Below are 24,010 nucleotides of genomic sequence, written 5' to 3'. Positions count from 1 at the left end.
CCTGATCCGCCGAGCCGTCCCCTCGGATCCGCCGGCACGTCCCGCCGGAGGGCCTCGCCTCTCCGGCGGGACGTGTCACGTCCGGGCGGCGTCGTACCGGTCGAGCATGGCGCGCGCGGACGCGATGACGAGCTCACGCAGCTCCGGAGGCTGGAGGACCTCCGCCTCGGCGCCGAACTTCAGCAGCTCGGTGTGGGCGTGCCGGACCGACTCGATGGGGATCACGGTGCGCACCCAGCCCTCCTCGTCCGGCGGACCGGCGTTGCGCTGCGCCGCGCGGATCACCTCGGGCGTGACCAGGTGGCGGAGGATCCGCATCCCCGCCGGGGAGAACCGGACGACCGCCTCGCCGGTGAACATCGCGTCGCGGAACCGGGCGAGGTAGGACGCCCAGAACTCGGCGAGGTCGAAGTCCGCCGGCCGTTCGAACTCCTCCTCGAGCATCTCAAGCGCGATGATCCGGTCGACGCGGTAGGTGCGTTCGCCGCCTCCCGAGCGACCGTCGTCCGAGCGGCCGCCATCCGAAGGGTCGTCCTCCGAGCGGCCGACGAGGTACCAGCTTCCCGCCTTCAGCACCAGGCCGAGGGGGGCGACGGTGCGGGTGACGGGCGTCGGTGTCTTCCACCTCCGGTAGCGCATGCGGACGCGGCGCTGCTTCCAGACGGCGTCGGCGACGGTGTTCAGGTACGGCGTGGGCTCGCCGTCGTGGAACCAGCCCGGCGCGTCGAGGTGGAAGCGTTCCCGGATGCGCCCGGCGCGCTCGGCCAGCTGCCGGGGCAGCGCCGCCATGAGCTTCAGCTCGGCCGCGGCCAGGACGGTACCGAGGCCGAGCTGGGCGGCGGGTCCGGGCAGGCCGGTGAGGAACAGCGACTCGGCCTCCTCGGCGGTGAGCCCGGTCAGGCGTGTCCGGTAGCCGTCGAGGAGCTGGTATCCGCCGGCCGGGCCGCGGTCGGCGTACACCGGCACGCCCGCCGCCGACAGGGACTCGACGTCGCGGTAGATGGTGCGCAGGGACACTTCCAGCTCGTCCGCCAGTTCCTGGGCGGTCATGCGGCCCCGCGACTGCAGCAGGAGCAGGAGGGACACCAGGCGGCTCGCGCGCATGCGCCAAGTCTGCCGTGCGCGGACGCCCGGACGAACGTCCGCGGGAGGCGTGCTCGCCTCCCGCGGCGGCCGGACGCGGCGGAAGGCGCCCGTCCCCGTCAGATGACGATCACCGTCTTCCCCCGGGCGCGTCCGGCCCTGCTGCGGGCGAGCGCGTCCGGCGCCTGGGGCAGGGTGACGGTGTCGCCGATCAGAACGCGGACGTTGCCCGCGTCGATCTCCCGGGCGAGCCGTTCGAGCCGTTCGGTGCCCGCCTCGTTCAGGAAGTTGCGGGCGTCGACGCCGGGCAGGCCCTCCTCCGGGACCGCGAACACCGGGCTCAGCACGGTACCGCCGGGGCGGACGACCGGCAGCAGTTCGCGCAGTCCCGCGGTGTCGTCGACCAGGTCGATCACGGCGTCGACGGGGGCGGCCAGCCGCTCGGCGACGGGGCCGGCGGTGTGGTCGACGATCTCGGCAGCGCCCAGCGCCCGCATCAGGTCGGCCTTGTCGGCGGTCGCCGTGGCGACGACGGTGATCCCACGGGCGGCGGCCAGCTGCGTGGCGAACGTTCCGACGCCTCCCGTGGCCCCGACGATGAGCAGGCGGCGCGCGTCGCCGACCCGGTCGACGAGGTTCAGCGCGGTCGTCCCGGCGGTCGGCACGGCCGCGGCCTCGCTCAGCGCGATCGTCCGCGGGGGCGGCGCGATGGCGTCCTCCCGGGCGACGGCCCGTTCGGCGTACGACCCGAGCCCGCGTCGGGGGTCGCCGAACTGGCCGAAGACCGGGTCTCCGGGCCGTACGCCGGTGACGCCCTCCCCGACCCGTTCGACGGTGCCGGCGCCGTCGGTGCCGACGATCAGCGGGAACACCGTGTCCGGGATCGCACCGTCGATGACCTTCCAGTCGAAGGGGTTGAGTCCTGCGGCGTTCATCCGGACGAGGACCTCGCCGGGGCCCGGCTCGGGCACCGGCTGCTCGGTCAGCTCCGGCTCGGCCCTGAAATCGGACACCGTCACGGCTCGCATTGGTCCCCCCGAAATTCACCGTGCTGTCACGAGCACTACCCTGAGTAGTCAAGGCTCATTCGTCCGGGCGCGAGATGCGCGATCTTGCTCCCCGCGGCGGATAACCTGCAGGGGTCCGTGCCCCTGGGGATCATTGGCAGGTTCGACAAGTGCGACCGACAGGCCGTGGAGTGACCATGGCACGTCTTCATCTGGCCCGATCCGGCGCCGCGCTGGCGCTGCTCGCCGCGGCGGTGACGGGGTGCAGCAGCGACCCCGGCGGCGGGAAGGCGCACCCGCCGCGCGCGGCCGCGACCTCCTCCGCAGCGGCCGCCGCTCCCAGCCCGAACCCGCTGGCCACGTCGCCGGCGCCGGCCGGCGACCCGAGCGCGTCCGCGATCGACTCCTACCTTCGGGGGCTGGTCCAGAAGGGGAGGTTCACGGGCTCGATCACGGTGGTGCGGCGCGGCCAGGTGCTGGCCCGGTTCGCCGCTGGCAAGGCCGACTCGGCCAAGAACATCCCGAACAGCCCGGACACCATCTTCCGGATCGCCTCGGTGAGCAAACAGTTCACCGCCATGCTCGTGCTCAAGTTGCAGGACGAGGGCAAGGTGAAGCTGGACGACACGGTCTGCCCGTACCTCGTCCCGACCTACATCAAGTCCTGCCCGAGCGCGTGGAAACCGATCACGATCCGCGAGATCCTCGTCCACACCTCCGGCATCCCGGACATCTCAGAGATGCCGGACTTCTTCCCGAAGCTGGGCACGCCGACCACGCCCAAGGAGATCATCAGCCGGTTCGTTCACAAGCCCCTCGATTTCAAGCCCGGCACCGGCTGGAAGTACAGCAACTCCGGCTACATCCTCGCCGGCGCGATCATCGAGAAGGTCACCGGCAAGAAGTTCGGCGACGTGCTGCACGCCGAGATCGCCGCGCCTCTCGGCCTGCAGCACACCGGCTACACCGACGGCGACCCGCCGGACGGCTGGGCCAAGGGCTACCTCTCGGTCGGCAAGCCGGCGGGCCACATCATCGGGTCGGAGGCGTACGCCGCCGGCGGCGTCTACACCACCGCCGACGACCTGACCCGCTGGGACCGGTCGTTCGGCGCGCACCTCGTCGCGCCGGCGGCCACCGTGAAGCTGGCCTTCACCCCCCAGGCCGACTGCCCGTCCGGCGGCTGCCTGGACTCCCCCTCCACCGGTTACGCCTTCGGGTGGCTCGTCGACCGGCTGCGCGGGCACCGGTACCTCTACCACCCGGGCCTGCTCGAGGGATACCACGCCAGCAACGTCTACCTGCCCGACGACGACATCGCCATCGCCGTGCTCAGCAACGTTCAGGACACCGACGTCAACGGCATCGCCCGCCACCTCGCCGAGCTCACCCTCAACCCCTGACGCCGGGCGACCCGGAACCCGGGTCCGATCCAGCGGGTGCGGCGCGCAGGCCGTCGAAGACGACGGCGAGGGCGCGCGTCCATACCTCGGCGTCGCCGCCGACGTGCTCGGCCGCCTGGGAGGCGCCGACCAGGAGGGTGAGGATCTCGGGCAGGCCGACGTCCGGCCGCACGGCTCCGGCCTCCTGGGCGCGGCCCAGGAGCGCGCCGAGCGCGCGTCTGAGCTCCCGGCCCGTCTCGGCCGTGCTCTCCCGGACGTCGACGCCCGCCTCGGCCAGCGCCGCGGACAGGGCGTTCTTGGTCGCGGCGTGCCCGACGACGCGGGCGAAGAACCCGAAGAAGGCCTCGCCCGGATCCTCCGCGCTCATCAGCCCGTCGGCCTCGGTGGCGAGCCGGTCCAGCCGGGCGACGAACACCGCCTCGAGCAGCGCCTCCTTCGTCGGGAAGTGGCGGAAGACGGTGCCGACGCCGAGGCCGGCCCGCCGCGCCACCTGTTCCGTGGAGGCGGTCGTGCCGTGCTCGGCGAAGACCGCCTCGGCCGCCTCCAGGACCCGCGCGCGGTTGCGCAGCGCGTCCGCGCGGACCGGCCGTCCGCCGTCCGTGGCGGACGCGCGCCGCGGTGCGGTCATGCGCACCTTCCTCATTGACAGGCGGAGTCGCCACTCCGGATAATTCGATCCGGAGTGATCACTCCGATTCCGCTTTCGATCAACAGGAGTCTCGCATGTCCGAACCCACCGGTCCGCGCACCGTGTTCGAGCGCCTGAGCCGCGGCATCGCGGAGGGACGCTGGAGCGACCTGGCCGACCTGTACGCCGAGGACGCCGTCGCCCATCAGCCGTTCGCCCCGGCGGGGCAGGACGCCCCCCGTCTCCTGGAGGGCCGGGAGGTGATCCGGGCGCGGTTCGCCGGCGCGGCCCGGATGGGCCTGCGCTTCGGCGTCCGAAACGTGGTCGTCCACGAGACCACGGATCCGGAGGTGGTCATCGCGGAGTTCGACTACGACGTCCCGGCCGGCGACGAGGTGCTGACCGCCGCCAACATCCAGGTGCTCCGCGTCCGCGACGGGCTGATCGTCGAGACGCGCGACTACCACGACCACCTCACCATCGCCCGCGCCACCGGCGGCCTCCGCGCCCTCGCCACGGCCCTCGCCGGGGAGGCCTCATGACGCCGCACGAGGTCTTCGAGCGGCTGGTCGAGGGCGTCACGGCCGGGGACTGGGACCGGCTGCCCGAGCTGTACGCCGAGGACGCCGTCGTCGTGCACCCGATGGCCGTGCCGGGCGAGCCCCTCGTCGGCCGGGACGCGCTGCGACGGCACTTCGAGCACGCCGCCACCCTCCCCCTGGAGATGAGCGCCCGGGACGTCGTGGTCCACGAGACCGCGGACCCGGAGGTCGTCATCGGGGAGTTCGAGTACGCGGGACGGATCACGACGACCGGCCGCCGGTTCGCCGTCCGCAACATCTTCGTCCTCCGGGTCCGCGACGGCCTGATCGTCGAGGCCCGGGACTACGCCGACCACCTGCGGTTCGGCCTCGCGATCGGCCGGCCGCCCGGCCCGCTCGCCGCCGCCCTCGCGGACGGCTCCCCCTGAGACGCGGCCGCGGTCACGTCCGGCCGGGAATCACGCGCGCGCGGCCCGCTCGATCAGCGCGCGGGTGCGCAGGGGCAGCTCCTCGCACAGAGAGATCACCGTGCTGATGCGCACGACGTCCGGAACCGCGAGCAGTTCCCCGCTGATGCGGTGCAGGTCGGCGGTGTCGCGGGCGACGACCTTCAGCAGCAGGTCGGCCTCGCCCGTCGTGGAGTGCATCTCGACGACCTCGGGGAAGGCCGCGAGGGCGGAGGTCGCTCGGCGCCCGGTGGTCTGGCTCAGGGCGATCGAGACGAACGCGACGAGGCCGTGACCGAGGGCGGCGGGGTCGACGCGGCGCGTGAACTCCCGTACGGCACCGGCCTCCCGAAGCCGCCGCAGCCGGGCATGGAGAGTGTTGCGGGCGATGCCGAGCCTCTTGGCGAGGGCGAGGATGGTGGCGTCGGGGTCGTCGTCGACCGCGAGGAGGATTCGGGCGTCGAGGGCATCCACGCTGCGCAGTATGGCACTTGATCTCTCCCATACGTGTCATCGTGCTCAACCAGATGACGGTCTGTTGCGCCGATGCCCATGAGGGCGCCACGGTTTCGGCATGACTCTTTCTACCGATAAGACCCTTCCGGAATCGGTTGCCGCCTCGCCTTCGGCCCTCGCCGACCGGCAGGAGATCCTCCAGGACCTGTCCCGCTACCTGACCGCGGCGTGGGAGTCGTTCGACCGCCCGCGGCCGTGTGAGCCGGAGGTCGACGCGGACCTGGCCGGGCGCCTGCGAGCCGCGCTGCCGGAGCGGCCGGACGACGCGCGGGCCGCGCTGGACGACGCGGTGAACATCCTGGAGGCCAGCGTGTCGCCCTCGCGACCGCTGTTCCTCGCCTATGTCGGCTCCAGCGGCCTGGAGGTGAGCGTGCTGGCCTCGGCGCTGTCCGCCGCCTATGACGCGAACCTGGCCACCGCCGCCGGGGCCGCGGACCTCCTCGACCGGCAGGCCGTGCGCTGGGTGGCCGACTTCGTCGGCTTCCCGCTGGGAGAGGGACACTTCACCAGCGGGGGTCAGACCTCCAACCTGACCGCCCTGCTCGCGGCGCGGGAGCAGGCACTGCCGGGTGCCCGCGAGGAGGGGGTCGCCGGCCGGTTTCCGGCACGTCCCGCCCGGGGTCGGCGATGACGAGCTCGACGCCCACAACGAACGGCTCGCCCGCGCCATGCAGGCCGACGGCCGCGTCTACCTCGCACCGGCCATCGTCGACGGCCGCACCTGCCTGCGCGCGTGCTTCGTGAACTTCCGCACCACCCCCGACGTCGTCAAGACGGTCCTGGAGGTCGCCGACGAGCTGGGGCGGACGTTCCCGCCAGGGAACGAGGCCCCGTTCGCGAGCGGCAGGACGCGTCGAGACGGCCTTGAGGGTGGCCCAAGGTGGCCATGATTTACCAGGGTCATTACTCTTTGTCGGGTCGACCCTCTAGGCTTGTCGATCATGGAGGAACGGATTCACGACGTCATCGACGTCCACACGCCGTCCCCCGCTCGCATGTACGACTACTGGCTGGGCGGCAAGGACAACTTCGCCGCCGACCGGGAGGCGGCCGAGAAGGTCATCGCCGCCCACCCCGAGCAGCGGGAGCTCGTACGCGCCAACCGTGACTTCCTCGTACGCGCGGTGGCCTACCTGGCGGAACAGGGGATCGAGCAGTTCCTCGACCTGGGCACGGGCATCCCGACCTCGCCGAACGTCCACGAGGTCGCCCGCGAGATCCGCCCGGCGGCACGCGTCGTCTACGTCGACAACGACCCGATCGTGTTCGCGCACAACCAGGCGTTCCGCGCCACCGACGACCGGGTCGCCACCGTGCGCGCCGACATCCGCCGCCCCGGCGAGATCCTGGGCGACCCGGCCGTCAAGCGGCTGCTCGACCTCGACCGGCCGGTCGGCCTGCTCGCCGTCGCCGTCCTCCACTTCGTCCCGGAGGGCGAAGAGGTGATCGCGACGCTGCGGGAGGCCATGGCGCCCGGCAGCTTCCTCGCCCTGTCCACCGGCACGCACGAAGGACTCAGCCCGGATCAGCGCGAACGGATAGAGAACGCCTACGCCAAGGCTAGCGCCCCCGCCGTGATCCGCTCCCGTGCGGAGATCGAGCGGCTGTTCACCGGCTTCGACGTCGTCGACCCCGGCATCGTCCATGTCGCCAGGTGGCGGGCCGATGGCCCGGAGACCCAGGGGCGGCTGCTGGCCGGCGTGGGCCGGCTCGGGACGTCGTCGTCCGCAGGCTCCTGAGCGCGGTCAGCAGGTCGGCTCCCGGCGGCTCAGCGGTTCCTCCAGCACGGTCCGGCCGATCTCCTCGGCGAGCCGTTCGAGCAACGGGCCCGCGTCCTCCATGCAGCGGTCCGGGTCGGGTTCCAGATCGGTGAGCGCGAACGCGCGGGCGAACCCCGCGGCGCGGAGCTGCTCGTCGCTCAGCGCCCGCCGCCCGGACACGGCGACGACCGGCACCCCCGCCCGCCGGGCCGCCTGCGCCACGCCCACCGGCGCCTTGCCGCGCAGGCTCTGGGCGTCCAGGGAACCCTCCCCCGTCACCACGAGCCGCGCGCCGTCGAGCCGGGCGGCGAAGCCGAGCAGGTCGAGCAGGTAGGCGATGCCCGGCTCCATCCGGGCGGACAGGAACGCCAGCGCGCCGAACCCCACCCCGCCCGCCGCACCGGCCCCCGGGAGCCCGGCCATCACGAGACCGAGGTCACGGCGGACGACCGCGTCCAGGCGGGTCAGCCCCGCCTCGAGGATCTCGACCTCGTCCGGGCCGGCCCCCTTCTGCGGCGCGAACACGCGGGCGGCGCCGTCCGGCCCGAGCAGCGGGCTGTCGACGTCGCCCGCCACCACGACGGTGACCCCGCGCAGCCGGTCGGTCAGCGCGGACGTGTCGACGGCGTCCAGGTCCCGCAGCGCGGCGCCGCCCGGCGGGAGGTCGCGGCCCTGGGAGTCGAGGAGGCGGGCGCCCAGGGCGGCGGCCATGCCCGCGCCGCCGTCGGTACAGGCGCTGCCGCCCAGGCCGAGGACGACCTGACGCGCCCCGTCCGCTACCGCCGCGGCGATCAGCTCGCCGGTGCCGTGGCTTGAGGCGGTCAGCGGCGCGGGCACGCCGCCGGGCAGCACACGCAGCCCGGACGCCTCGGCCAGTTCGACGACGGCGGTATCGTCGCGGATCGCGTAGGACGCCGTGACGGGCTGGCCGGTCGGCCCGCCGACGACGGCGCGGCGCCGGGTGAATCCGGCGGCGACCGCGGCGTCCACGGTGCCGTCACCGCCGTCCGCGACCGGCATGGTCATCAGCAGGACCTCCGGATGGACGCGACGCAGCCCGGCTGCGACGCGCGCGGCCACCTCGGGAGCGGTCAGCGACCCTTTGAACTTGTCGGGTGCGATGACGACGTGGCTGCTCATGGATTCCCTTCTCACCGGACCGGAATCACGATCTTGTGCCGCCGATTATCCAGTCTCGTCCGAGTCCTTCCGCACGGATCGACGGCCCGGTCGTCCGGCCACCCTGACCCGGGCCCGGCCGCCGCCGCCCGCCCCGTTCCCACCCCGCCCCGTCGCCGCCGCCTCCGGACCGCTGAGCAGGGCCGACAGGGCCCGTGACCGGAATCGCCGGTGAGCCGCGGTTGTTAACCTCTCTGGCAGCGACGATTGGAGTTTCATCGATGACCGGCGACCAGCTCACCACCGGCGAGCAATCGACCACCGGCGAGCAGCCGACCACCGGCGAGCAGCCGACTCCGCGCAAGAGGTCCTACGAGGAGAAGTTCGCGGAGCGCCTCGCCAAGCGCCAGGCCGGGCGGAAGCCCCTCAAGGAGGGCAAGGTCTTTGAGCACGGTCCCGCCAAGTTCGTGTTCATGTTCGTCATCGGGTTCGTCGTCCTCGGCCACATTCTGGTCCTCATCATCATGATGCTGAGCGGCATGCACTGACGTCCGGCGCGAAGCGGACAACGATCTTGCCGTCGCCCCGGCCGCGCCTCTAAGGTGCGAAGTCCGACCGGTGAACGCCCGCCGACGACGGCGCGCCGGCCGTTCCCGGTGACCCGGTCCTCTCGGGTCACGACGGCTGCCCTCGAGGAGATCGTCCATGCGTCTTCGCCGGCTCGCCTCCCTCTTCTCCGCCGCCGCCGTCGCCGTGTCGCTCGGCACCGCTCCGGCCGCTGCCGCCGGGACGATCCCCGACGACTGGCCGCTTCCGCCGTACACGATCAGCAACCCCGCGCTGCCGCCACTGGCGGTGGACGGCCGGACGACGACGGTGCGCCAGGGCGTGTTCCACCACGCCGCGTACGACATCGAGGTCCCGCCGCACTGGAACGGCGAGCTGGTGATGTGGGCGCACGGCTACCGCGGCGCGACGACGACGCTGACCGTCGACCCGCCCGCCTTCGGCCTGCGGCAGAAGCTGATCGGCGAGGGTTACGCCTGGGCCGCGTCCTCGTACGCCGACAACGACTACGACGTGCGCTCCGGAGTCGTGGAGACCCGCGACCTCGCCGACCTGTTCGCCCGGCTCCAGCGCCGCCCGCGCCGCACCTACATCGCGGGCGTGTCCATGGGCGGCCATGTGATCGGCCGGTCGATCGAGCAGTATCCGGGCTTCTACTCCGGCGCGCTGCCGATGTGCGGGGTGCTGGGCGACGACCGGCTCTTCGACTTCTTCCTGGACTACAACCTGGTGGCGCAGGACCTGGCCGGCGTGCGCGCCTATCCCCCACCGGCCGACTACCTGACGAACGCCGTGCCCAGGATCGAGCAGGCGCTCGGGCTCGGAAGCCTGAAGCCGGGCGGCCCGGACACCGCCAACGACCTCGGCAGGCAACTGCGGGCCATCACGATCGACCGGTCGGGCGGACCCCGCCCGGGCGCCGAGGCCGCCTTCCCGATCTGGAAGGACTACCTGTTCAGCCTGGGCGCACCGGCGGCCGGCACGAGCCTGGCGCAGAACCCCGCGCAGGTCGCCGGCAACGCCGCCACGCGGTACACGCCGAACACCCCGGTGGACGTGAACGCCACCGTGCAGCGGGTCCGCCCCGCCGACCCGGCCGACCGGTACTCCCCGCGGCTGTCCCAGATCCCGCGGATCTTCGGGCTCCCCACCGCGAAGGTCGTGACCCTGCACGGCCTGGGCGACATGTTCGTGCCGTTCTCGATGGAGGAGATCTACGGGGCGGAGGCCGCCCGTTCCCGCCGGTCCGGGCTCGTCGTGCAGCGCGCCATCCGGACCGCGCAGCACTGCGAGTTCTCGCCCACCGAGGCCGGGCAGGCCTGGGACGACCTGGCCCGCTGGGTGCAGGGCGGTCCCCGGCCGGCCGGCGACCCGGTCACCGACCCGGCGATGGTCGCGCGGCCCGACTTCGGCTGCCGGTTCACCGACGCGACCGCCTATCCCTCCGGCACGCGCGGGCTGTTCCCCGCCTGCCCCACGTCCTGACGGGGTCACCGCGATGAACGTCGATGAGCAGCGGGCATACGCGCGGCGGCTGGCCGCCGAGTCGATCGCCGAGGGCGACGCCACCGGGTGGTTCGAGCGACTGTACGCGGCGGCCGAACGCGGGGAGACGGCGGTCCCCTGGGCCGATCTGGAGCCGAACCCGCTGCTGCGGGCCTGGGCGCGTCCGGGGTCGGGGCGCGCGGTCGTCGTCGGCTGCGGGCTGGGCGACGACGCCGAGTACCTCGCCGGGCTCGGTCATGACGTGACCGCCTTCGACGTCTCCGGAACGGCCGTCGCGCGGGCCCGGTCCCGTTTCCCGGGCTCCCGCGTGCGGTACCGGACGGCGGACCTGCTCGCACCTCCCCCGCAGTGGCGGCGCGCCTTCGACCTCGTCGTGGAGAGCTACACGGTCCAGGTGCTGCGCGGGGACGCACGCGAGCACGCCATCGCCAACACCGCCGACCTGGTCGCCCCGGGCGGCACGCTGCTCGTGATCGCCCGCGCCAGGGAGGAGAGCGACGATCCGGGCCGGATGCCCTGGCCGCTGACCCGCGCCGAGATCGAGTCGTTCCCCCTGCCCGCCGTGCGGATCGAGGATCTCCTCGACGACGAGGACCCGCCCGTACGCCGCTGGCGCGCGGAGTTCCGCAGGCCCGCGGTCTCCTGACCCCCGGGGCGATCGGACGGCGGAGAGCCGGTTGCCGGTCAATGGTGTAGTTCGAACGCCGCCGCGTATACCAACGACGTGGGCCGGCCGGCCGAGGAGGCCGGTCCATCCGATGGCGAACCGCTCGGCACTGCCGGGCGTTTCACCCACATCGGCCTGGTCAACGCCATACCTGCGCCATCGATCGGGCCGAACGGCGCAACGCCGCCTGAATCCACTCGCAGAATCGTCGTCGCGAACTCGGCGATGATCCCACGCCATCCGGCCGTGTTCTCCCGCGTCTTGTGTCTTCGTTCACCGCAGCCCCTGGCCGACACCCGCCTCTGATGACTCACGGCGTCGCCGTCCCCGTGCCGTCCGCGGCCCACGTCCGTTGACCATCCGGGCGGTCGGTTCTGAGGGGTCGGACCAGGTCCCTAGGGGGTGTTCTCCCTGTTCATAGGGTTGTGGTCATGGAATCGGGGGGTTCAGATCACAGACGGTCTGATCACCGCGTACCGCAGGGTCATCAACCCGGACAAACTTGTGCGCGTCTGAGCTGTCACGTTCGGAGGGACTACCTCGTCTCCCTGATGAGAACCCAGAACGGGGTGACGCATCGCCTCGATGACGAGCCGCCATGAGTGCTGCGTCTGCAGGGGCTGCGCGCTCGAATCATCCCCTCCCCAGTAAGGACCTGTATGCGAGCCAGCACTGTTCGAGACCGTGATGCCGGTCTCGCCGGGCTGTCCCTGCACACGCCGGCGCTGCCGGGGACGCGGCTACCGAGACGAGCACTGCTCGTGATCTCCGTGTGCCTGGTCCTGGCCGTCCCGGCGATCGACCACGTGACGCCGCCCTACGTTCATCTCGCTCCGACGCTGTTCGTGGCGGCCGCCATTACCGCGACCTTCGCATCGGCGCTGGTCACCGCAATGATCGGCGTAGGGGCGGTCGCTGCGGAGATCGTCGCCGCGCTGGACCGCGGCACCCTGACCACCGAGGAGGTGATCGTGAAACTCATGGCACTGGTGGTGCTGTCGGGGTGCATGGTGATGTTCTGCCACCTGCGGGAGCGGTACGAGCGGGACCTGATGCGAGTGCGGTCGATCTCCAAGGCGACGCAGCGGGTTGTCCTGCGCCCGTTGCCGGAGCGGTCCGGGCCGGTCTCGATCGCGTCGGCGTACCACGCAGCCGAGGCCGACACCGACCTCGGCGGTGATCTGTACGCCGTCACCCGCACCGCGGACTCCACCCGCGTGCTGATCGGCGACGTACGAGGCAAGGGACTCGCCTCGATCAGCGAGACCGCGATCATGCTGGAGGCCTTCCGTGCCTCCGCGCGGCTCCGGACGTCGCCCCAGAAGATGGTCGCCGACCTGGAGGAGAGTATCCGCTGGGGAACGGCGGAGTTCTCCGGCGCCGGCGTGGACGCCGGTGAGCGGTTCGTCACGGCGGTGGTGGTGGACATACCGGACGACGAACCCGTCGTACGCCTGGTCAGCCGTGGGCATCCGCCGCCGTTGCTGCTCCACGACGGTAAGGCGTCGCCGTTGCAGGTGTCCCAGCCCGCGCCGCCGTTCGGGCTGGGTGACCTCGACTCCTACACCGTGGAGGCCTTTCCCTTCGAAATGGGCGACCTGCTGTTGCTCTACACCGACGGCCTCACCGAGGCCCGGAACCTGGAGCGGACCTTCTATCCCCTGGCCCAGCGGGTCGCGGCCTGGTCCGACCGCGATCCGCAGGCTCTCGTACAGAAGATCGCGGCGGATCTGGGTGAGTACGTACCCGGCGCGTTGTGCGACGACATGGCCGTGATCGCGATTCGGCGCGAGGAGCCGCCGGCGGCCGGGGCGGCCTCACTCGTCTTCGAAGCCGTGTCCGAGGGGTGCCGGCCCTCGGGCTGATCACGCCGGTGAACAACTCATTCCACCGAAGAGACGAATGACCGAGGAGACAATTCCCATGAAGGCGATCGTGGTGAGGGACCAGGCTGCGGGGACGGCCGGGATGACGCTGGTGGAGCGGCCCGAGCCGCCGGCAGCGATCAACGACGTCGTGGTGCGGGTTCATGCGTCGGGGTTCGTCCCGACTGAGATGGAGTGGCCCTCGACCTGGACCGATCGCGCCGGCCGTGACCGGACACCGTCGGTCCCCGGGCACGAGGTGGCCGGAGTGGTCGCCGCGCTCGGCTATGGCACGACGGGGCTGTCGGTGGGACAGCGGGTGTTCGGCATCACGGACTGGTATCGCGACGGCACCCTGGCGGAGTACGTGGCGGTCGAGGCGCGCAACCTCGCACCGCTGCCGGGCGACGTCGACTTCACCGTGGGCGCGAGCCTGCCGATCTCGGGCTTGACCGCATGGCAGGGGCTGTTCGAACACGGCCGTCTTCAGGCGGGGCAGACCGTTCTGGTGCACGGCGCGGCCGGCGCGGTCGGGACGATGGTGACGCAGCTCGCACGCGAGTTCGGGGCCTACGTCATCGGCACCGGACGCGCGGCCGACCGCCAGAAGACGCTCGACTTCGGCGCGCGAGAGTTCATCGACCTTGAGAACGACGCGCTGGAGGACGTCGGCAGCGTCGACCTGGTGTTCGACGTCATCGGCGGCGACGTCCAGAGGCGTTCCGCAGGCCTGGTTCGAGCCGGAGGAACGCTGGTGTCCGTCGTCGGGCCGACCGAGGTACGGCCCGCCGACGGCGTGGCGGTCGACTTCGTTGTCGAGTCCGATCGCGCCCAACTGGGCGAGATCGTGCAGCGGGTGCGGGACGGACGACTGCGGACGAACATCGGCGACATCGTGACCCTCGACAACGCCGTTGCGGCCCTCAACCCGACCGAGCGCCGCAAGGGAAAGACGATCATCCACGTTCGTCCATGAGGAGAGCGTGTCCGAGAAGGTCGGGCCATCAGTGGACGTGGTCAGGGGCCGGCCCTACTCAACGCGCTACCGCGTCCTGTTCCACAGTGCTGCTGTGCCGTTTGGTCCGCGTTCGCCATTCGCTTCATGGCATATCGGCCCGACGGCGTACCGGGTGCTGCCAGGCGGTACCGCGGCATACGAGCACCCACGGAGCTGCGTGAGTCGGGTGAGCTGACCGAGCGGTTCATGCAGAACTCTTTCGTCCCCAACGGGGGGATCGTTCCCGGAACCACCCATTCCGACAACGGGACCTCGATGACGTCCAAACCGGTGACCGCCCTGCTGGCTGATCCGGAGATGCCTTCCCACGGTTCCTCCCGGTCTCCCTGAGGATCAGCGGGAAGCCCTGACCGGGATCGGGGTGATCAGCCGCGGGGCAGGGAGATGACGAACCGTCCGGCCGCGTCGATGGCGATGTCTCCGTCAGCGGTCCGGGCCAGGCGTCGAGCGAGCGCGAGCCCGAGGCCGACGCCGTCGTGACCGTCGTCGGGGTTGGCGCGCCGGCCCGGTTCGAACACTGCGTTACGGAGTTCCACCGGTACGCCGGGACCGTCATCGGTGACGATGATCTCCACGTCGGCCGTGCACTCTACGGTGATCTGGGTACGCGCGTAGCGGCGTGCGTTGTTCAGCAGTGGCATGAGGATCCGCTCGACCAGGTTCGCGGGTACCCCAGCCGTCACATTCTTACCGGTTACCACGATCGACGGCCCCTCCGTGTTGCGCTCGGCCAGGTCACGGGCCAGGTGGAGGAGCGAGCATCGGTCACGGATGCGATCGGTGGGGATGGTGAGAAGGGACTCACAGATCTGCTGCATGGTGGCCGCGCTCGCCGCGATCGCTTGATGTGAGGTGTCTCGTTCGGCGGCGGTGCGGTTTCGCGCGATCAGCCAGTCGATCTCCGCAGTGATCCGCGCCAGCGGGGTCCGTAGTTCGTGGGAGAGTTCAGCGGTGAGTTGTTGTTCGTGGCGGAGGACGGCGGAGAGCCGATCGAGTAGCTGATCAAGGTTTCTCGCCAGCCCGGCGAGTTCGGCAGGACGGTCTTCCCCGCCGAACCGGTGATGGGTTCCGTGCTCTCCCCATTGCGTGGCCTGCTCGCTCATCTGTGTTACCGACCGGAGGGCACCGCGAACGACCGCGCGAGTCAGCAGGTAGACGCCGAAGAGCAACAGCAGGCCGAGGATGGCGGAACCGGCCAGCACCAGACGGGCCAGGTCGCTGTAGGGGTCAAGATCAACCGCGCTGACCACCGTGCCCACCCGCCGGCCTCCGGACATCACCGGCAGCGAGTAGACCCTCCAGGCGTACGGCGTCTTGATATCCATGAAGGTCTTGCGCTGCCCGGCCATGCGGTCCGCACTCGCCTGCAGCCCTTTGGGTGCTCTGGGGCGCTCGATGGCCGTGTGGCCCTGGTAGATCCAGACTCCGACGTCCAAAGCACGGTCGTCGGAGGGTTCCAGCACTCGGATATGGCCGTCCGGCCAGGTCTGCAGGGTCGCTGCCACGGCCGTCGCGCGAGTCCGCAGCAGGTCATCAGACTGTCTACGCAGCTGTGCGTGAAGCGCCATGTTGAAGATGACGGTGAGCAGCGTGACCCAGATCGCCGTCGTGGTCAGCGCGAGCAGAGCGAGGCGGCCGCGTAGAGTCGCCGGCGTGAGGGCCCTCACGTGAATCGGTAGCCGACGCCGCGTACGGTGCTGATGCCCCGCTCACACCCGGCGTCACGGAGCTTACGGCGCAGGCGCGTCAAGTACTGGTCGAGGGTGTTGTCACTGACTTGGGCGCCTTCGGGCCAGGCCGAGAGCACCAGGGCATGGCGCCGGACGACCGCCCCAGGGGCCGCCATCAAGGAGGCCAGCAGCCGGAACTCGGTGGGTGTAAGGGGTATCTGTGTGCCATCCGCGGTCTTCAGCACGTGTGCGACCGGATCCAGCCGCAGCCCGTCGACCTCGGTGACCGCCTCGCGACCGGCTCTGCGCAGCACCGCGCGGACCCTGGCGGCGAGTTCGGCCAGGTGGAAGGGCTTGGCGAGATAGTCGTCACCGCCCGCGGAGAAGCCCGAAAGCCGGGACGTGAGGCCATCACGAGCGGTCAAGAAGATGACCGGCATGTCCAACCCGGCAGCGCGCATGGCCTGACAGACGTCCCTGCCATCGGAGTCGGGCAACCCGATGTCCAGCACGACCGCGTCGACCTGGTCATCTATCGTCCGCAGCGCGCCTGCGCCGTCCGCGGCTGTCAACACCTCGAAATGCTCCTCGCGCAGGCCCCGGGCGAGAACGTCACGAAGTCCGTGGTCGTCCTCGACGACCAGGACGCGGTGGATGGTCACATCGTCAGGTTACGGACCTTCCCGTAACCTGAGCCCACCTGCCTGCCGAAGCGCTCAGGTTCTGTTCAGGCAAGCCATGCCAGCCTTCCCCGATGACAACAACCCAGCAGATCCGGATGGGCGAACCGACCGGCCGGCAGATGCTCAACAAGGTGCCTGAGGTCACAGTCTGGTTCTGGATCATCAAGATCCTCTGCACGACCGTCGGCGAGAGTTTCGCCGACTACATCAACGAAACCCTCGGCTTCGGCCTGACCAACACCATGCTGTTGTTCACCGCGGTATTCGCGGTCGTGCTAACGGTCCAGTTCCGTACGAAGCGGTACAGCCCGTTCCCGTACTGGCTGACCGTGGTGGTGGTCAGCGTCACCGGCACGCTGTACACCGACATGCTCACCGATAAGCAGCATGTCCCGCTGTGGCTGAGCTCGACGGTCTTCTCGGTCCTGCTGGCCATCGTCTTCGGAGTCTGGTGGCTGCGCGAGCGGACCCTGTCGATCCACAGCATCACCACCTTCCCGCGTGAGGCGTTCTACTGGCTGACCGTCCTGGTGACGTTCGCGCTGGGCACCGCCACCGGCGACTGGACGCTGGAGCTGACCAACTGGACGCCCGCGCAGTCGGTGTTCCTGCCGCTGGGCCTCATCGCGTTGATCACCGGCCTGTGGAAGTTCGGCGCCAACCCGGTGCTTTCGTTCTGGCTGGCCTACATCCTCACCCGCCCGCTCGGCGCCAACATCGGTGACTGGCTCGCCTCCCCGAAGGTCGCGGCCAACCCCGGCGACCCGGTCGGACTCGGCCTGGGCACCTTCATCACGAGCCTGATCTTCCTCGGCGCCATCCTCGCGACGGTCATCTACCTGTCGATCAGCCGCAGCGACGTCGCCGAGGCCTACGAGGCGACGCACGCGCCGTCGGTCACCACCAACCCGCGCCGGGAGCGCATCGCGCTGGGAGCCTTCGGCGTGATCGCCGCCGGCACCGCCGCGCTGATGGTCTGGGCCCACGACCAGCCCCACGTCACCTGCGACCCGACCGGCCAGAGCGAGACGATGCCGGCCTGCCCGAAGCCGCCCATGACCGGCGACCAGACGACCGCCGCAGTGACGAAGTACGAGAACCTGGCCCAGTCGGCGATCGCCCAGGACCGGGCCGGGAAGGCCGCAGCCTCCCACGCCACCGTGCAGAAGATGCGCGATGACTGGGACGCCGACGCCACCTCGCTGCAGGCGGTCAACAAGAAGACCTGGACCCTGCTCGACAATCAGATGGACGCGGTCCTCAAGACGTACGCCATCGACCACGGCCACATCAAGCCGGCCCCAGCCGCCAAGCAGGAGAAGCAACTCAAGGTCCTGCTGGCCGACTTCAAGAGCGACCGCTTCTGAATGGGCGCGTGAAGTAGGCGGATCACCCTTCTGTCCCGCGGGGTGGCCGGTACGGGCGGCCGACGGTAGAAGCCCATGAAGACCCCGGCGCGCCCGAAGTGCGGATCGGTGGTCTCATGGTGGACACCCGGCGCCCGCCGGTGCTTCGTCGCCGGGTGGGAGATTGCGCTCCGGGCCAGGGAGTTCGACCTGCTCAGGCGGCTGGCCGCCGATGCCGGGAAGGCGGTCAGCCGCCGGATCTGATGGCCGGCGTGTGGGACGAGCGCTGGTTCGGCTCGACCAAGACGCTGGGCGTCGCGTGGCGACGCACCGGTCGAAACTCGCAGCAAATTCTCACGCCGCCATGCCGCTGATCGTCACACTCCGCGGACGAGTAATCGTGGCTGTTGTGTGCCGTTTTGGGGGGCGTTGCTACTATCCGAGTAGTAGATCGCTCCGTCTCCTACGGTGAGGACGCCTGCTGATGTCGAGTGCTCGTCTGGGTGTCGCGGTCGGTGTCATCCTTCTCCTCGTCATCGGTTCGGCGGCCGGCTGGTACGTGTACCGCATCGTCAAGCCCGGGCCGGGTTGCACGGTCACCGCCGTGTCGGGCACGGGTTCGGGTGACTACACGCTCACGACCACGCAGGCCGACAATGCCGCGACGATCGCGGGCGTCGGCCTGCGGATGGGTGTCCCTGACCATGCCGTGTCCGTCGCGATCGCCACGGCGCTGCAAGAGTCACAGCTCGTGAACCTGTCCAGCGGGGACCGGGACTCCGCCGGGCTTTTCCAGCAGCGCCCGAGCGAAGGCTGGGGGACCTACAGCCAGGTCGTCGACCCGGTGCACGCGAGTACGGCGTTCTACGAACATCTGCGGCAGCAGCCCGGCTGGATGACGATCAGCATCACCCAGGCCGCCCAGCGCGTCCAGCATTCGGCGACGCCGGAGGCGTACGCCAAATGGGAGCCGGAGGCGCGGGCCGTCGCGAGCGCCCTCACCGGCGAGCGGGCCGCCGCACTGAGTTGTCACAATCTCGCGATCACCACGGCAACGGCCACGCTGAGGTCGACCGCGCTCGCCGAACTCGGTACCCCGAGCATCAGCGGCAGCGACGGCCCCGCCCGCGGCTGGGCGTTCAGCAGCTGGCTCGTCGCCCACGCGGTGCGGCTCGGCGTCAAGCAGGTGACGTTCGGCGGCGAAACCTGGACGGCCAGCTCCGGAAAGTGGTCTCCCGCCTCCGCCGCGAAGGACATCCTGAGTCTCCGCACGGTGGCGGATCCCCGATCGTAAACCTATTCAGTTCCCCCGTGTCGTTTCCGACGCAGAGCCGCTCCGGCCGAAGACCGGCACCGAGTCACACAGTGCCCGATCGCCCAGGCACTGGGACGGCCGGCCCGCGGGCATGTACCGCCGTTGCCGCCACTGATCGTGGTCACGATCGTCAGCGTGGTCGTGCTGATCAGCGGAGTTCGGCGACCGCGACAGCCCCACACTGCTCGCCCCGGCGCTGGTGCTGCTGCCGGCCGGGTCAGGCTCGACCCATCCGCACACCGGCAAGCTGGACTGGCTCGCGCCCCCCGTCATCCGCATCATCGAGTAGGCCGATCTCGCCGCCCTGGGGCTCGCCCACGGCGTTCCCGAACCGCTGGTGTACGCCCTGCTGGGCGTCCTGGCCTACCACCACTACGACACGGTCTACCGCACCCAGCAGTGAATGTCGCCCGCCGCCTGGGTCTTCCGCGCCGGCCTCGGCTGGGACGGCCGGACGCTCCTGGCCGGTATCGGCGCGCTCACCCACACCGCCACGCTCGCGTACGGCGTTCTCACCAGCTATCTCGGCCTCATCTTCACCGCTTGCAGCATCCACGCCTGGTGGCGCGCCGGCCGGCATGCGAACGTGCGCGTGGACCTTGACGATGGCGACGAAGACTGATCGGCCGGATGTCGTGCTTCAGATGTTGAGGTAGACGAGACTGCCGATGCCGAACAGGGTGCAGTAGATGGCGAACGGGGTCAGGGTGCGGGTTTCGAAGTACTTGGTGAGGAACCGCACCGAAACGTAGGCGCCGACGAAGGACAGCAGGCTTCCGACGAGGATCTGGCCGTGGATGCCGTTGCCCATCGGCCCGAACAGTTCGGGGAGTTTCAGCACGCCGGCGCCGAGGATCGCGGGTGTGGCCAGCAGGAAGGCGAAGCGGGCGGCGTCCTCATGGGACAGTCCCTTGGCCAGGCCGGCGATCATGGTGACGCCGGAGCGGCTGATGCCGGGTGCGAGCGCGAGGATCTGCGCTGCACCGATGAGGATCCCGGACAGGAATCCGAGTCCCGCGATCCGCTCGTCGGACGCCTGGTTGGCGTCGGCGTCGGCGTCGGCGTGGTCGACGGAGGCGGCAACCGCCGGCTCGTACGGCGTGGCGGAGCGGTACCTGCCCTGCGGGTCGGGCTGCCCGCCCTGACGGGGCTGTGCGTGGGGCTGCTGGGCGTACGGGGCGCCCTGGCGTTCATACCCGGACTGAGGCTGCCGTTCGGGGGCGAGCCGATGCTGCCCCGAGTAGGGCTGCTGCGCCGGGTAGGAGCCGCCTCCGGCGTGCGGAGGGTGTCCCGCAGGCTGGTGGGGCTGCTGCGGGTTGGGCTGTCGTAGGTGCTGCTGCCCCATGTTCAGCCCGTACAGCTGCAGGTCGGGCACGGTCTCGGTGACGCTGACGTTGCCGTGCTGCCGCAGGTGCTCGGTCGAGCCGCCTTTCTTTCTCAGTCGCTCCCCGGCGAAGATGACGAGACCGTTGAGGGCGAGGAAGACGGCGACGGGGGTGGGCTTGCCGAGCATGGTGCGGAAGAGGTGGTCGAGGGCGACTCCGGCCACGCCGACGGGGATGGTGGCGGTGATCAGCAGCCAGGCGAGGCGTTCGCTGGGGCTTTGAATCCGCCGCTTCCGGATCGAGCTGAACAGCCCGCCGATGATGCGTACCCAGTCTCGCCAGAAGAACAGGACCAAGGCCAGGGCGGTGGCGACATGCAATCCGACGACGAACGCCAGGTACGGCGACTTGTCGGCGGTGACGCTGAGGTCGCTTGCCCATCGGCCGCCGATCAGGGCGGGAATCAGGATGCTGTGGCCCAGACTGGAGACCGGGAACAGTTCGGCGACGCCTTGCAGCGCCCCGATCACGATCGCCTCGGGATATGAAAGGGACATCGACTTCCTCGCGCAAGAGATGCAGCCGCGACCGTCGGCCGCCGGCCAGTTGATCGACATGGATCGCTGATCGGTTGCGGCATACCTATGACCTCGGGTTCACCAAGGGCACAGGTTTATCTTCTACACGCGGATAGAAGATCGTCGGAATTGTGAACACTCGGTGAACGATCCCGCGGGGGGATGGACCAGCACGGTCATCGTGTAGGCGGCGACCGCGACACCGAACGCGAGCAGGCCGGCGGCCGACAGGACTCCGGCGCGCCACGCCACCGGTCATCCGCGCGGTGCCCGCCCGCCGGTAAGGAGGGCGAACTGCCGTTCCCAGCGGTCGAGGACGGTATCGGGTTCGTAGCGCCGGACCGACTCGCGGGCCGCCTCGGCCAGGGTGTCCTGCAGGCCGGGGTCGCTGATCAGGCGGTCGAGGGCGGCGGCGAGTTCCGTCGTGTTGCCGGGTGCGACGATCAGTCCGTCGTGGCCGTCGGTGAGCAGTTCGCGAACGCCCGGCGCGCAGTCGAAGGCGACCGTGGGCAGCCCGTACGCCATCGGCTCGATGATCGACATGGGGAAGCCCTCCTCGCGCGAGGACAGCGCGAAGATCGACGCGCCGGTCAGGGCGCCCTCGATGTCGGAGGTCGGGCCGGCGAACTCCACGCTGCCGGACACGCCGAGTTCGACGGCCTGGGCGCGCAGCGCCGCCTCCTCGGGCCCGGAGCCGTACAGGCGCAGCCGCCAGGACGGGTGGCGCGCTGCGACTTCGGCCCACGCTTCCAGCAGCATGTCCTGGCCCTTCTCGAAGGCCAGGCGTCCGTGCCGGACGACGACCGGTTCGGTGCGCGGCGAGACCGTACGCGGGGTGACGTGCAGGGGGTTCGGCAGCGCGCCGGCGTTGGACATGTCGTCGAAGGCCCACGCGTCCGCGTCGGCGTCGGTGAGCGCGAGCAGGAGGTCGGCGCCGGCGAAGTGGCGCTTCACCCGCTTGTACCGCGAGGACCGGCGGGTCGCCTCGTAGGACTCATGGCTCATGCCGATCACCGGCATGCCCGCGGTGTCGGCGCGCGCCACCCACTCCATGGCCCAGACCTGCGCCGCGATGACGACGCCGCCCGGGCTCGCGGTGCGGAACAGCGCGCTGAGGCGTGCGGCGCCTGCGCCGGACCCTCAGCTGATGACGCACTCTCCGCAGGCGCGCTCCGACCGGCCCGCGGGCCGGCGGCAGGGCGCGTTCGTGCAGCACGGTGACGGTGTACGGCAGGTCGCGGCCGTAGTCGTGGGGATGTTCGGCGTGCGTGATGCCGACGAGGTGCACGCGGTGACCACGGGCCGCGAACATCCGGCCGATGTCGTGCGCCCAGCGCTGCAGGCCGCCGAGCTCTTCGACGTTGTTGCAGACGATGAAGACGTCGCGGGTCTCAGCCACGGTCACCTCCGGCGTCGCGTCCGTGCTCGCGTCGTCAACGATGACGACCGACTCCCGGCAGCGACTGATCCAGCACCGAGCGGACCGCGCGGGCGAGCCGACCCGCGTCGTTGTAGACGATCACGACGACGGTCACATCGGGTCCCAGAGGCAAGCGGTCCCACCACCTTCGTCCGTGAGCGTAACTACTATCGCGATAGTACTATTCAGATAGTCATTCAACATAAGACGCCGGTCTGGACGGATCGGCAGGTGAAACGAGGGCAATGCAGCACTTCATCGCCAACTTCGGATACGTCGCCGTCTTCTTGTTGATGGCCGCCGAGTCCGCCTGCATCCCCGTGCCGTCCGAGCTGATCATGCTGTTCGCCGGTGCGCTGGCGGCCGGTGCCGTCCCGGGAAGCAGCCCGGATCTCACCCTGATGATCCTGAGCGGCACCGCAGGGAACGTCGCCGGCAGTTACGTCGCCTGGGCCGTCGGGCGGTACGGCGGCCAGGCCGCGCTCCGCCGCTGGGGCCGGTACGTCTGGCTGAAGGAGGAGGACATCGACAGGGCCGCCCGCTGGTTCGACCGGTACGGCGGCAAGGCGGTCTTCTTCGGACGGCTGTTGCCCGTCGTGCGGACCTTCATCTCCCTGCCGGCCGGGTTCGCCCGCATGTCACCGGGCCGGTTCGGCGTCTACACGCTGGCCGGCTGCATCCCGTGGACCGCGGCGCTCGGAATCGCCGGCTACGCCGTCGGACGCAACTGGCAGCGCGTCGCCGACGCCTTCCACGGCCCCAGTTACGCCATCGCCGCCATCGTCGCCGTGGCCGCGGTCGTCGCCGTCATCATCTTCGTCCGCCGGCGACGCCGTACGGGCCAGGCCACCGGCCGCTCGATCTGAGACGGCGCGTCAGCGGCAGGCCACGCCGAGGAACGCCGGGCCCGTCCAATCCGCCCATCGCGCGGCGGGGCAGTTCGGTCGGCTCGGCCATCCAGGCGATGGCGGCGGCCGGCACGTGGGCCAGGAGGTCGGCCAAGATGTCGGGATGGTCGTCGGGGTCAGATGGCGGGCCGGTCGCCCTCGACGCGGCACAGGTACCCGTCGGCTGAGCGCCGACGGACGGGCCCCGGTCAACATTTACGCCGTCCGACGCCGACAGGCGGTCGGCCTCATCACTGGTCATCGGGCGACGCCGGCCCCCTCACAGGCCAGGACCGGGTGGGTCGAACCCGACCGCGCCCCATTCCCGTGGCAGGACACGGGCCGGCGGCAACCCCGAGACGAAGGGGCACGATGACGGCGGCGGCGCCGGCTTCTGAGCGCCGGGGTCATCGGACCGGCGAGTCGCCGATGACCTCCCGCAGGATCGCGCGTGCCTCGTCGGGGTAGGTCTCGATCAGCCGCCGCAGCTCCGCGAGGTCCCCACAGCGGCTCGCGCGCCCGACGGTCGGCAACGCCAGGACCTTGCGGAACTCCTGCAGCGCACGGGAGAGGTCGTCGTTCATGTGCGCTGAGCCCGGAAGGCGAGATGACGGCTACGCGGGCAGCACGGAGTTTGCACACTATGTAGTCAAGCCATC

General features: G+C 70.7%; 28 protein-coding genes. 17 read left to right on the top strand and 11 right to left on the bottom strand.

All coding sequences use genetic code 11. The features are described 5' to 3' along the window. Window positions 1-75: 75 nt before the first annotated feature. Window positions 76-1,104, bottom strand: a complete 1,029-nt coding sequence (locus NE234_RS33655; protein WP_252784932.1) for a helix-turn-helix transcriptional regulator — start codon at window positions 1,102-1,104, stop codon at window positions 76-78. A 98-nt stretch (window positions 1,105-1,202) separates the two neighbouring features. Beyond that, window positions 1,203-2,096, bottom strand: coding sequence for an NADP-dependent oxidoreductase (locus NE234_RS33650; RefSeq protein ID WP_252784931.1), 894 nt, complete (start codon window positions 2,094-2,096; stop codon window positions 1,203-1,205). A gap of 191 nt (window positions 2,097-2,287) precedes the next feature. Here NE234_RS33650 and NE234_RS33645 point away from each other — a divergent pair, with 191 nt between their 5' ends. Continuing rightward, window positions 2,288-3,493, top strand: a complete 1,206-nt coding sequence (locus NE234_RS33645) for a serine hydrolase domain-containing protein (protein ID WP_252784930.1) — start codon at window positions 2,288-2,290, stop codon at window positions 3,491-3,493. Here NE234_RS33645 and NE234_RS33640 read toward each other — a convergent pair. Beyond that, on the bottom strand, window positions 3,483-4,121 hold the full coding sequence (locus NE234_RS33640; RefSeq protein WP_252784929.1) for a TetR/AcrR family transcriptional regulator: 639 nt from the start codon (window positions 4,119-4,121) through the stop codon (window positions 3,483-3,485). The genes NE234_RS33645 and NE234_RS33640 overlap by 11 nt on opposite strands. Before the next feature lie 95 nt (window positions 4,122-4,216). Between NE234_RS33640 and NE234_RS33635 the strand changes: the two genes are divergently transcribed. Then, window positions 4,217-4,663: a nuclear transport factor 2 family protein gene (locus tag NE234_RS33635; RefSeq protein ID WP_252784928.1), complete on the top strand. Its 447-nt coding sequence runs from the start codon at window positions 4,217-4,219 to the stop codon at window positions 4,661-4,663. After that, complete coding sequence (locus NE234_RS33630; protein WP_252784927.1) at window positions 4,660-5,091, top strand: nuclear transport factor 2 family protein; 432 nt, start codon at window positions 4,660-4,662, stop codon at window positions 5,089-5,091. Before NE234_RS33635 ends, NE234_RS33630 begins: the two co-directional genes overlap by 4 nt. A gap of 30 nt (window positions 5,092-5,121) precedes the next feature. Here the strand turns inward: NE234_RS33630 and NE234_RS33625 are convergent, their stop codons facing one another. Beyond that, window positions 5,122-5,583, bottom strand: a complete 462-nt coding sequence (locus tag NE234_RS33625; RefSeq protein WP_252784926.1) for an Lrp/AsnC family transcriptional regulator — start codon at window positions 5,581-5,583, stop codon at window positions 5,122-5,124. Between the two features lie 100 nt (window positions 5,584-5,683). Here NE234_RS33625 and NE234_RS33620 point away from each other — a divergent pair, with 100 nt between their 5' ends. From NE234_RS33620 to NE234_RS33610, 3 genes are read left to right on the top strand one after another with little or no spacing between them, the layout of a single operon-like run. Next, a complete protein-coding gene (locus NE234_RS33620; protein ID WP_252784925.1) occupies window positions 5,684-6,256 on the top strand; it encodes a pyridoxal-dependent decarboxylase in 573 nt (190 codons plus the stop codon). Continuing rightward, window positions 6,195-6,515, top strand: coding sequence for a hypothetical protein (locus NE234_RS33615; protein ID WP_252784924.1), 321 nt, complete (start codon window positions 6,195-6,197; stop codon window positions 6,513-6,515). Before NE234_RS33620 ends, NE234_RS33615 begins: the two co-directional genes overlap by 62 nt. A gap of 51 nt (window positions 6,516-6,566) precedes the next feature. Beyond that, on the top strand, window positions 6,567-7,364 hold the full coding sequence (locus tag NE234_RS33610; protein ID WP_252784923.1) for an SAM-dependent methyltransferase: 798 nt from the start codon (window positions 6,567-6,569) through the stop codon (window positions 7,362-7,364). Between the two features lie 6 nt (window positions 7,365-7,370). Here the strand turns inward: NE234_RS33610 and NE234_RS33605 are convergent, their stop codons facing one another. Next, window positions 7,371-8,525 carry a glycerate kinase gene (locus tag NE234_RS33605; RefSeq protein WP_252784922.1) on the bottom strand — a complete coding sequence of 385 codons (1,155 nt, stop codon included), beginning with the start codon at window positions 8,523-8,525 and terminating at the stop codon, window positions 7,371-7,373. A gap of 260 nt (window positions 8,526-8,785) precedes the next feature. On the opposite strand from NE234_RS33605, the gene NE234_RS33600 reads away from it, so the two are divergent. From NE234_RS33600 to NE234_RS33575, 6 genes are all read left to right on the top strand, one after another. Continuing rightward, window positions 8,786-9,052, top strand: a complete 267-nt coding sequence (locus NE234_RS33600) for a hypothetical protein (RefSeq protein WP_252784921.1) — start codon at window positions 8,786-8,788, stop codon at window positions 9,050-9,052. A gap of 157 nt (window positions 9,053-9,209) precedes the next feature. Then, window positions 9,210-10,556, top strand: a complete 1,347-nt coding sequence (locus tag NE234_RS33595; RefSeq protein ID WP_252784920.1) for a hypothetical protein — start codon at window positions 9,210-9,212, stop codon at window positions 10,554-10,556. 13 nt (window positions 10,557-10,569) lie between these two features. Continuing rightward, window positions 10,570-11,223 carry a class I SAM-dependent methyltransferase gene (locus tag NE234_RS33590; RefSeq protein WP_252784919.1) on the top strand — a complete coding sequence of 218 codons (654 nt, stop codon included), beginning with the start codon at window positions 10,570-10,572 and terminating at the stop codon, window positions 11,221-11,223. A gap of 78 nt (window positions 11,224-11,301) precedes the next feature. After that, on the top strand, window positions 11,302-11,550 hold the full coding sequence (locus NE234_RS33585; RefSeq protein WP_252784918.1) for a hypothetical protein: 249 nt from the start codon (window positions 11,302-11,304) through the stop codon (window positions 11,548-11,550). 353 nt (window positions 11,551-11,903) lie between these two features. After that, window positions 11,904-13,109, top strand: coding sequence for a PP2C family protein-serine/threonine phosphatase (locus NE234_RS33580; RefSeq protein ID WP_252784917.1), 1,206 nt, complete (start codon window positions 11,904-11,906; stop codon window positions 13,107-13,109). A 58-nt stretch (window positions 13,110-13,167) separates the two neighbouring features. After that, entirely contained in the window at window positions 13,168-14,085 is a 918-nt protein-coding gene (locus NE234_RS33575) for an NADP-dependent oxidoreductase (protein WP_252784916.1), read from the top strand. A gap of 407 nt (window positions 14,086-14,492) precedes the next feature. On the opposite strand, the gene NE234_RS45570 is transcribed toward NE234_RS33575, so the two are convergent. Both NE234_RS45570 and NE234_RS33565 read right to left on the bottom strand, forming a co-directional pair. Beyond that, window positions 14,493-15,794: a sensor histidine kinase gene (locus tag NE234_RS45570; protein WP_252784915.1), complete on the bottom strand. Its 1,302-nt coding sequence runs from the start codon at window positions 15,792-15,794 to the stop codon at window positions 14,493-14,495. Beyond that, window positions 15,791-16,459, bottom strand: a complete 669-nt coding sequence (locus tag NE234_RS33565) for a response regulator transcription factor (RefSeq protein WP_252784914.1) — start codon at window positions 16,457-16,459, stop codon at window positions 15,791-15,793. Before NE234_RS33565 ends, NE234_RS45570 begins: the two co-directional genes overlap by 4 nt. A gap of 92 nt (window positions 16,460-16,551) precedes the next feature. Between NE234_RS33565 and NE234_RS33560 the strand changes: the two genes are divergently transcribed. The 4 genes from NE234_RS33560 to NE234_RS33545 all read left to right on the top strand — a co-directional run bounded on the left by NE234_RS33560 (window position 16,552) and on the right by NE234_RS33545 (window position 19,763). After that, window positions 16,552-17,847 (top strand): COG4705 family protein, encoded by a 1,296-nt coding sequence (locus tag NE234_RS33560; protein WP_252784913.1) that lies wholly within the window; start codon window positions 16,552-16,554, stop codon window positions 17,845-17,847. A gap of 75 nt (window positions 17,848-17,922) precedes the next feature. Continuing rightward, window positions 17,923-18,090 carry a helix-turn-helix domain-containing protein gene (locus NE234_RS33555; protein WP_252784912.1) on the top strand — a complete coding sequence of 56 codons (168 nt, stop codon included), beginning with the start codon at window positions 17,923-17,925 and terminating at the stop codon, window positions 18,088-18,090. Window positions 18,091-18,310: 220 nt separating this feature from the next. Continuing rightward, window positions 18,311-19,120, top strand: coding sequence for a hypothetical protein (locus tag NE234_RS33550; RefSeq protein WP_252784911.1), 810 nt, complete (start codon window positions 18,311-18,313; stop codon window positions 19,118-19,120). 424 nt (window positions 19,121-19,544) lie between these two features. After that, on the top strand, window positions 19,545-19,763 hold the full coding sequence (locus NE234_RS33545; protein ID WP_252784910.1) for a hypothetical protein: 219 nt from the start codon (window positions 19,545-19,547) through the stop codon (window positions 19,761-19,763). 18 nt (window positions 19,764-19,781) lie between these two features. On the opposite strand, the gene NE234_RS33540 is transcribed toward NE234_RS33545, so the two are convergent. The 3 genes from NE234_RS33540 to NE234_RS33530 all read right to left on the bottom strand — a co-directional run bounded on the left by NE234_RS33540 (window position 19,782) and on the right by NE234_RS33530 (window position 22,443). Next, window positions 19,782-21,023 (bottom strand): undecaprenyl-diphosphate phosphatase, encoded by a 1,242-nt coding sequence (locus NE234_RS33540; protein ID WP_252784909.1) that lies wholly within the window; start codon window positions 21,021-21,023, stop codon window positions 19,782-19,784. Window positions 21,024-21,299: 276 nt separating this feature from the next. Beyond that, window positions 21,300-22,097 (bottom strand): glycosyltransferase, encoded by a 798-nt coding sequence (locus NE234_RS33535; protein WP_252784908.1) that lies wholly within the window; start codon window positions 22,095-22,097, stop codon window positions 21,300-21,302. Then, complete coding sequence (locus tag NE234_RS33530) at window positions 22,039-22,443, bottom strand: hypothetical protein (protein WP_252784907.1); 405 nt, start codon at window positions 22,441-22,443, stop codon at window positions 22,039-22,041. Before NE234_RS33530 ends, NE234_RS33535 begins: the two co-directional genes overlap by 59 nt. Before the next feature lie 266 nt (window positions 22,444-22,709). Here NE234_RS33530 and NE234_RS33525 point away from each other — a divergent pair, with 266 nt between their 5' ends. Continuing rightward, the gene (locus NE234_RS33525) at window positions 22,710-23,330 is read left to right on the top strand and encodes a DedA family protein (protein ID WP_252784906.1); all 621 of its coding nucleotides are present in this window, start codon (window positions 22,710-22,712) and stop codon (window positions 23,328-23,330) included. A 428-nt stretch (window positions 23,331-23,758) separates the two neighbouring features. On the opposite strand, the gene NE234_RS33520 is transcribed toward NE234_RS33525, so the two are convergent. Beyond that, entirely contained in the window at window positions 23,759-23,935 is a 177-nt protein-coding gene (locus NE234_RS33520; protein WP_252784905.1) for a hypothetical protein, read from the bottom strand. Window positions 23,936-24,010 lie beyond the last annotated feature (75 nt).

Source organism: Actinoallomurus rhizosphaericola, assembly GCF_024055675.1.
GTDB classification, from domain to species: domain Bacteria; phylum Actinomycetota; class Actinomycetes; order Streptosporangiales; family Streptosporangiaceae; genus Actinoallomurus; species Actinoallomurus soli.
Note: the sequence above shows the minus strand (reverse complement) of the source record. Positions and strands in the feature narration are given on the sequence as shown.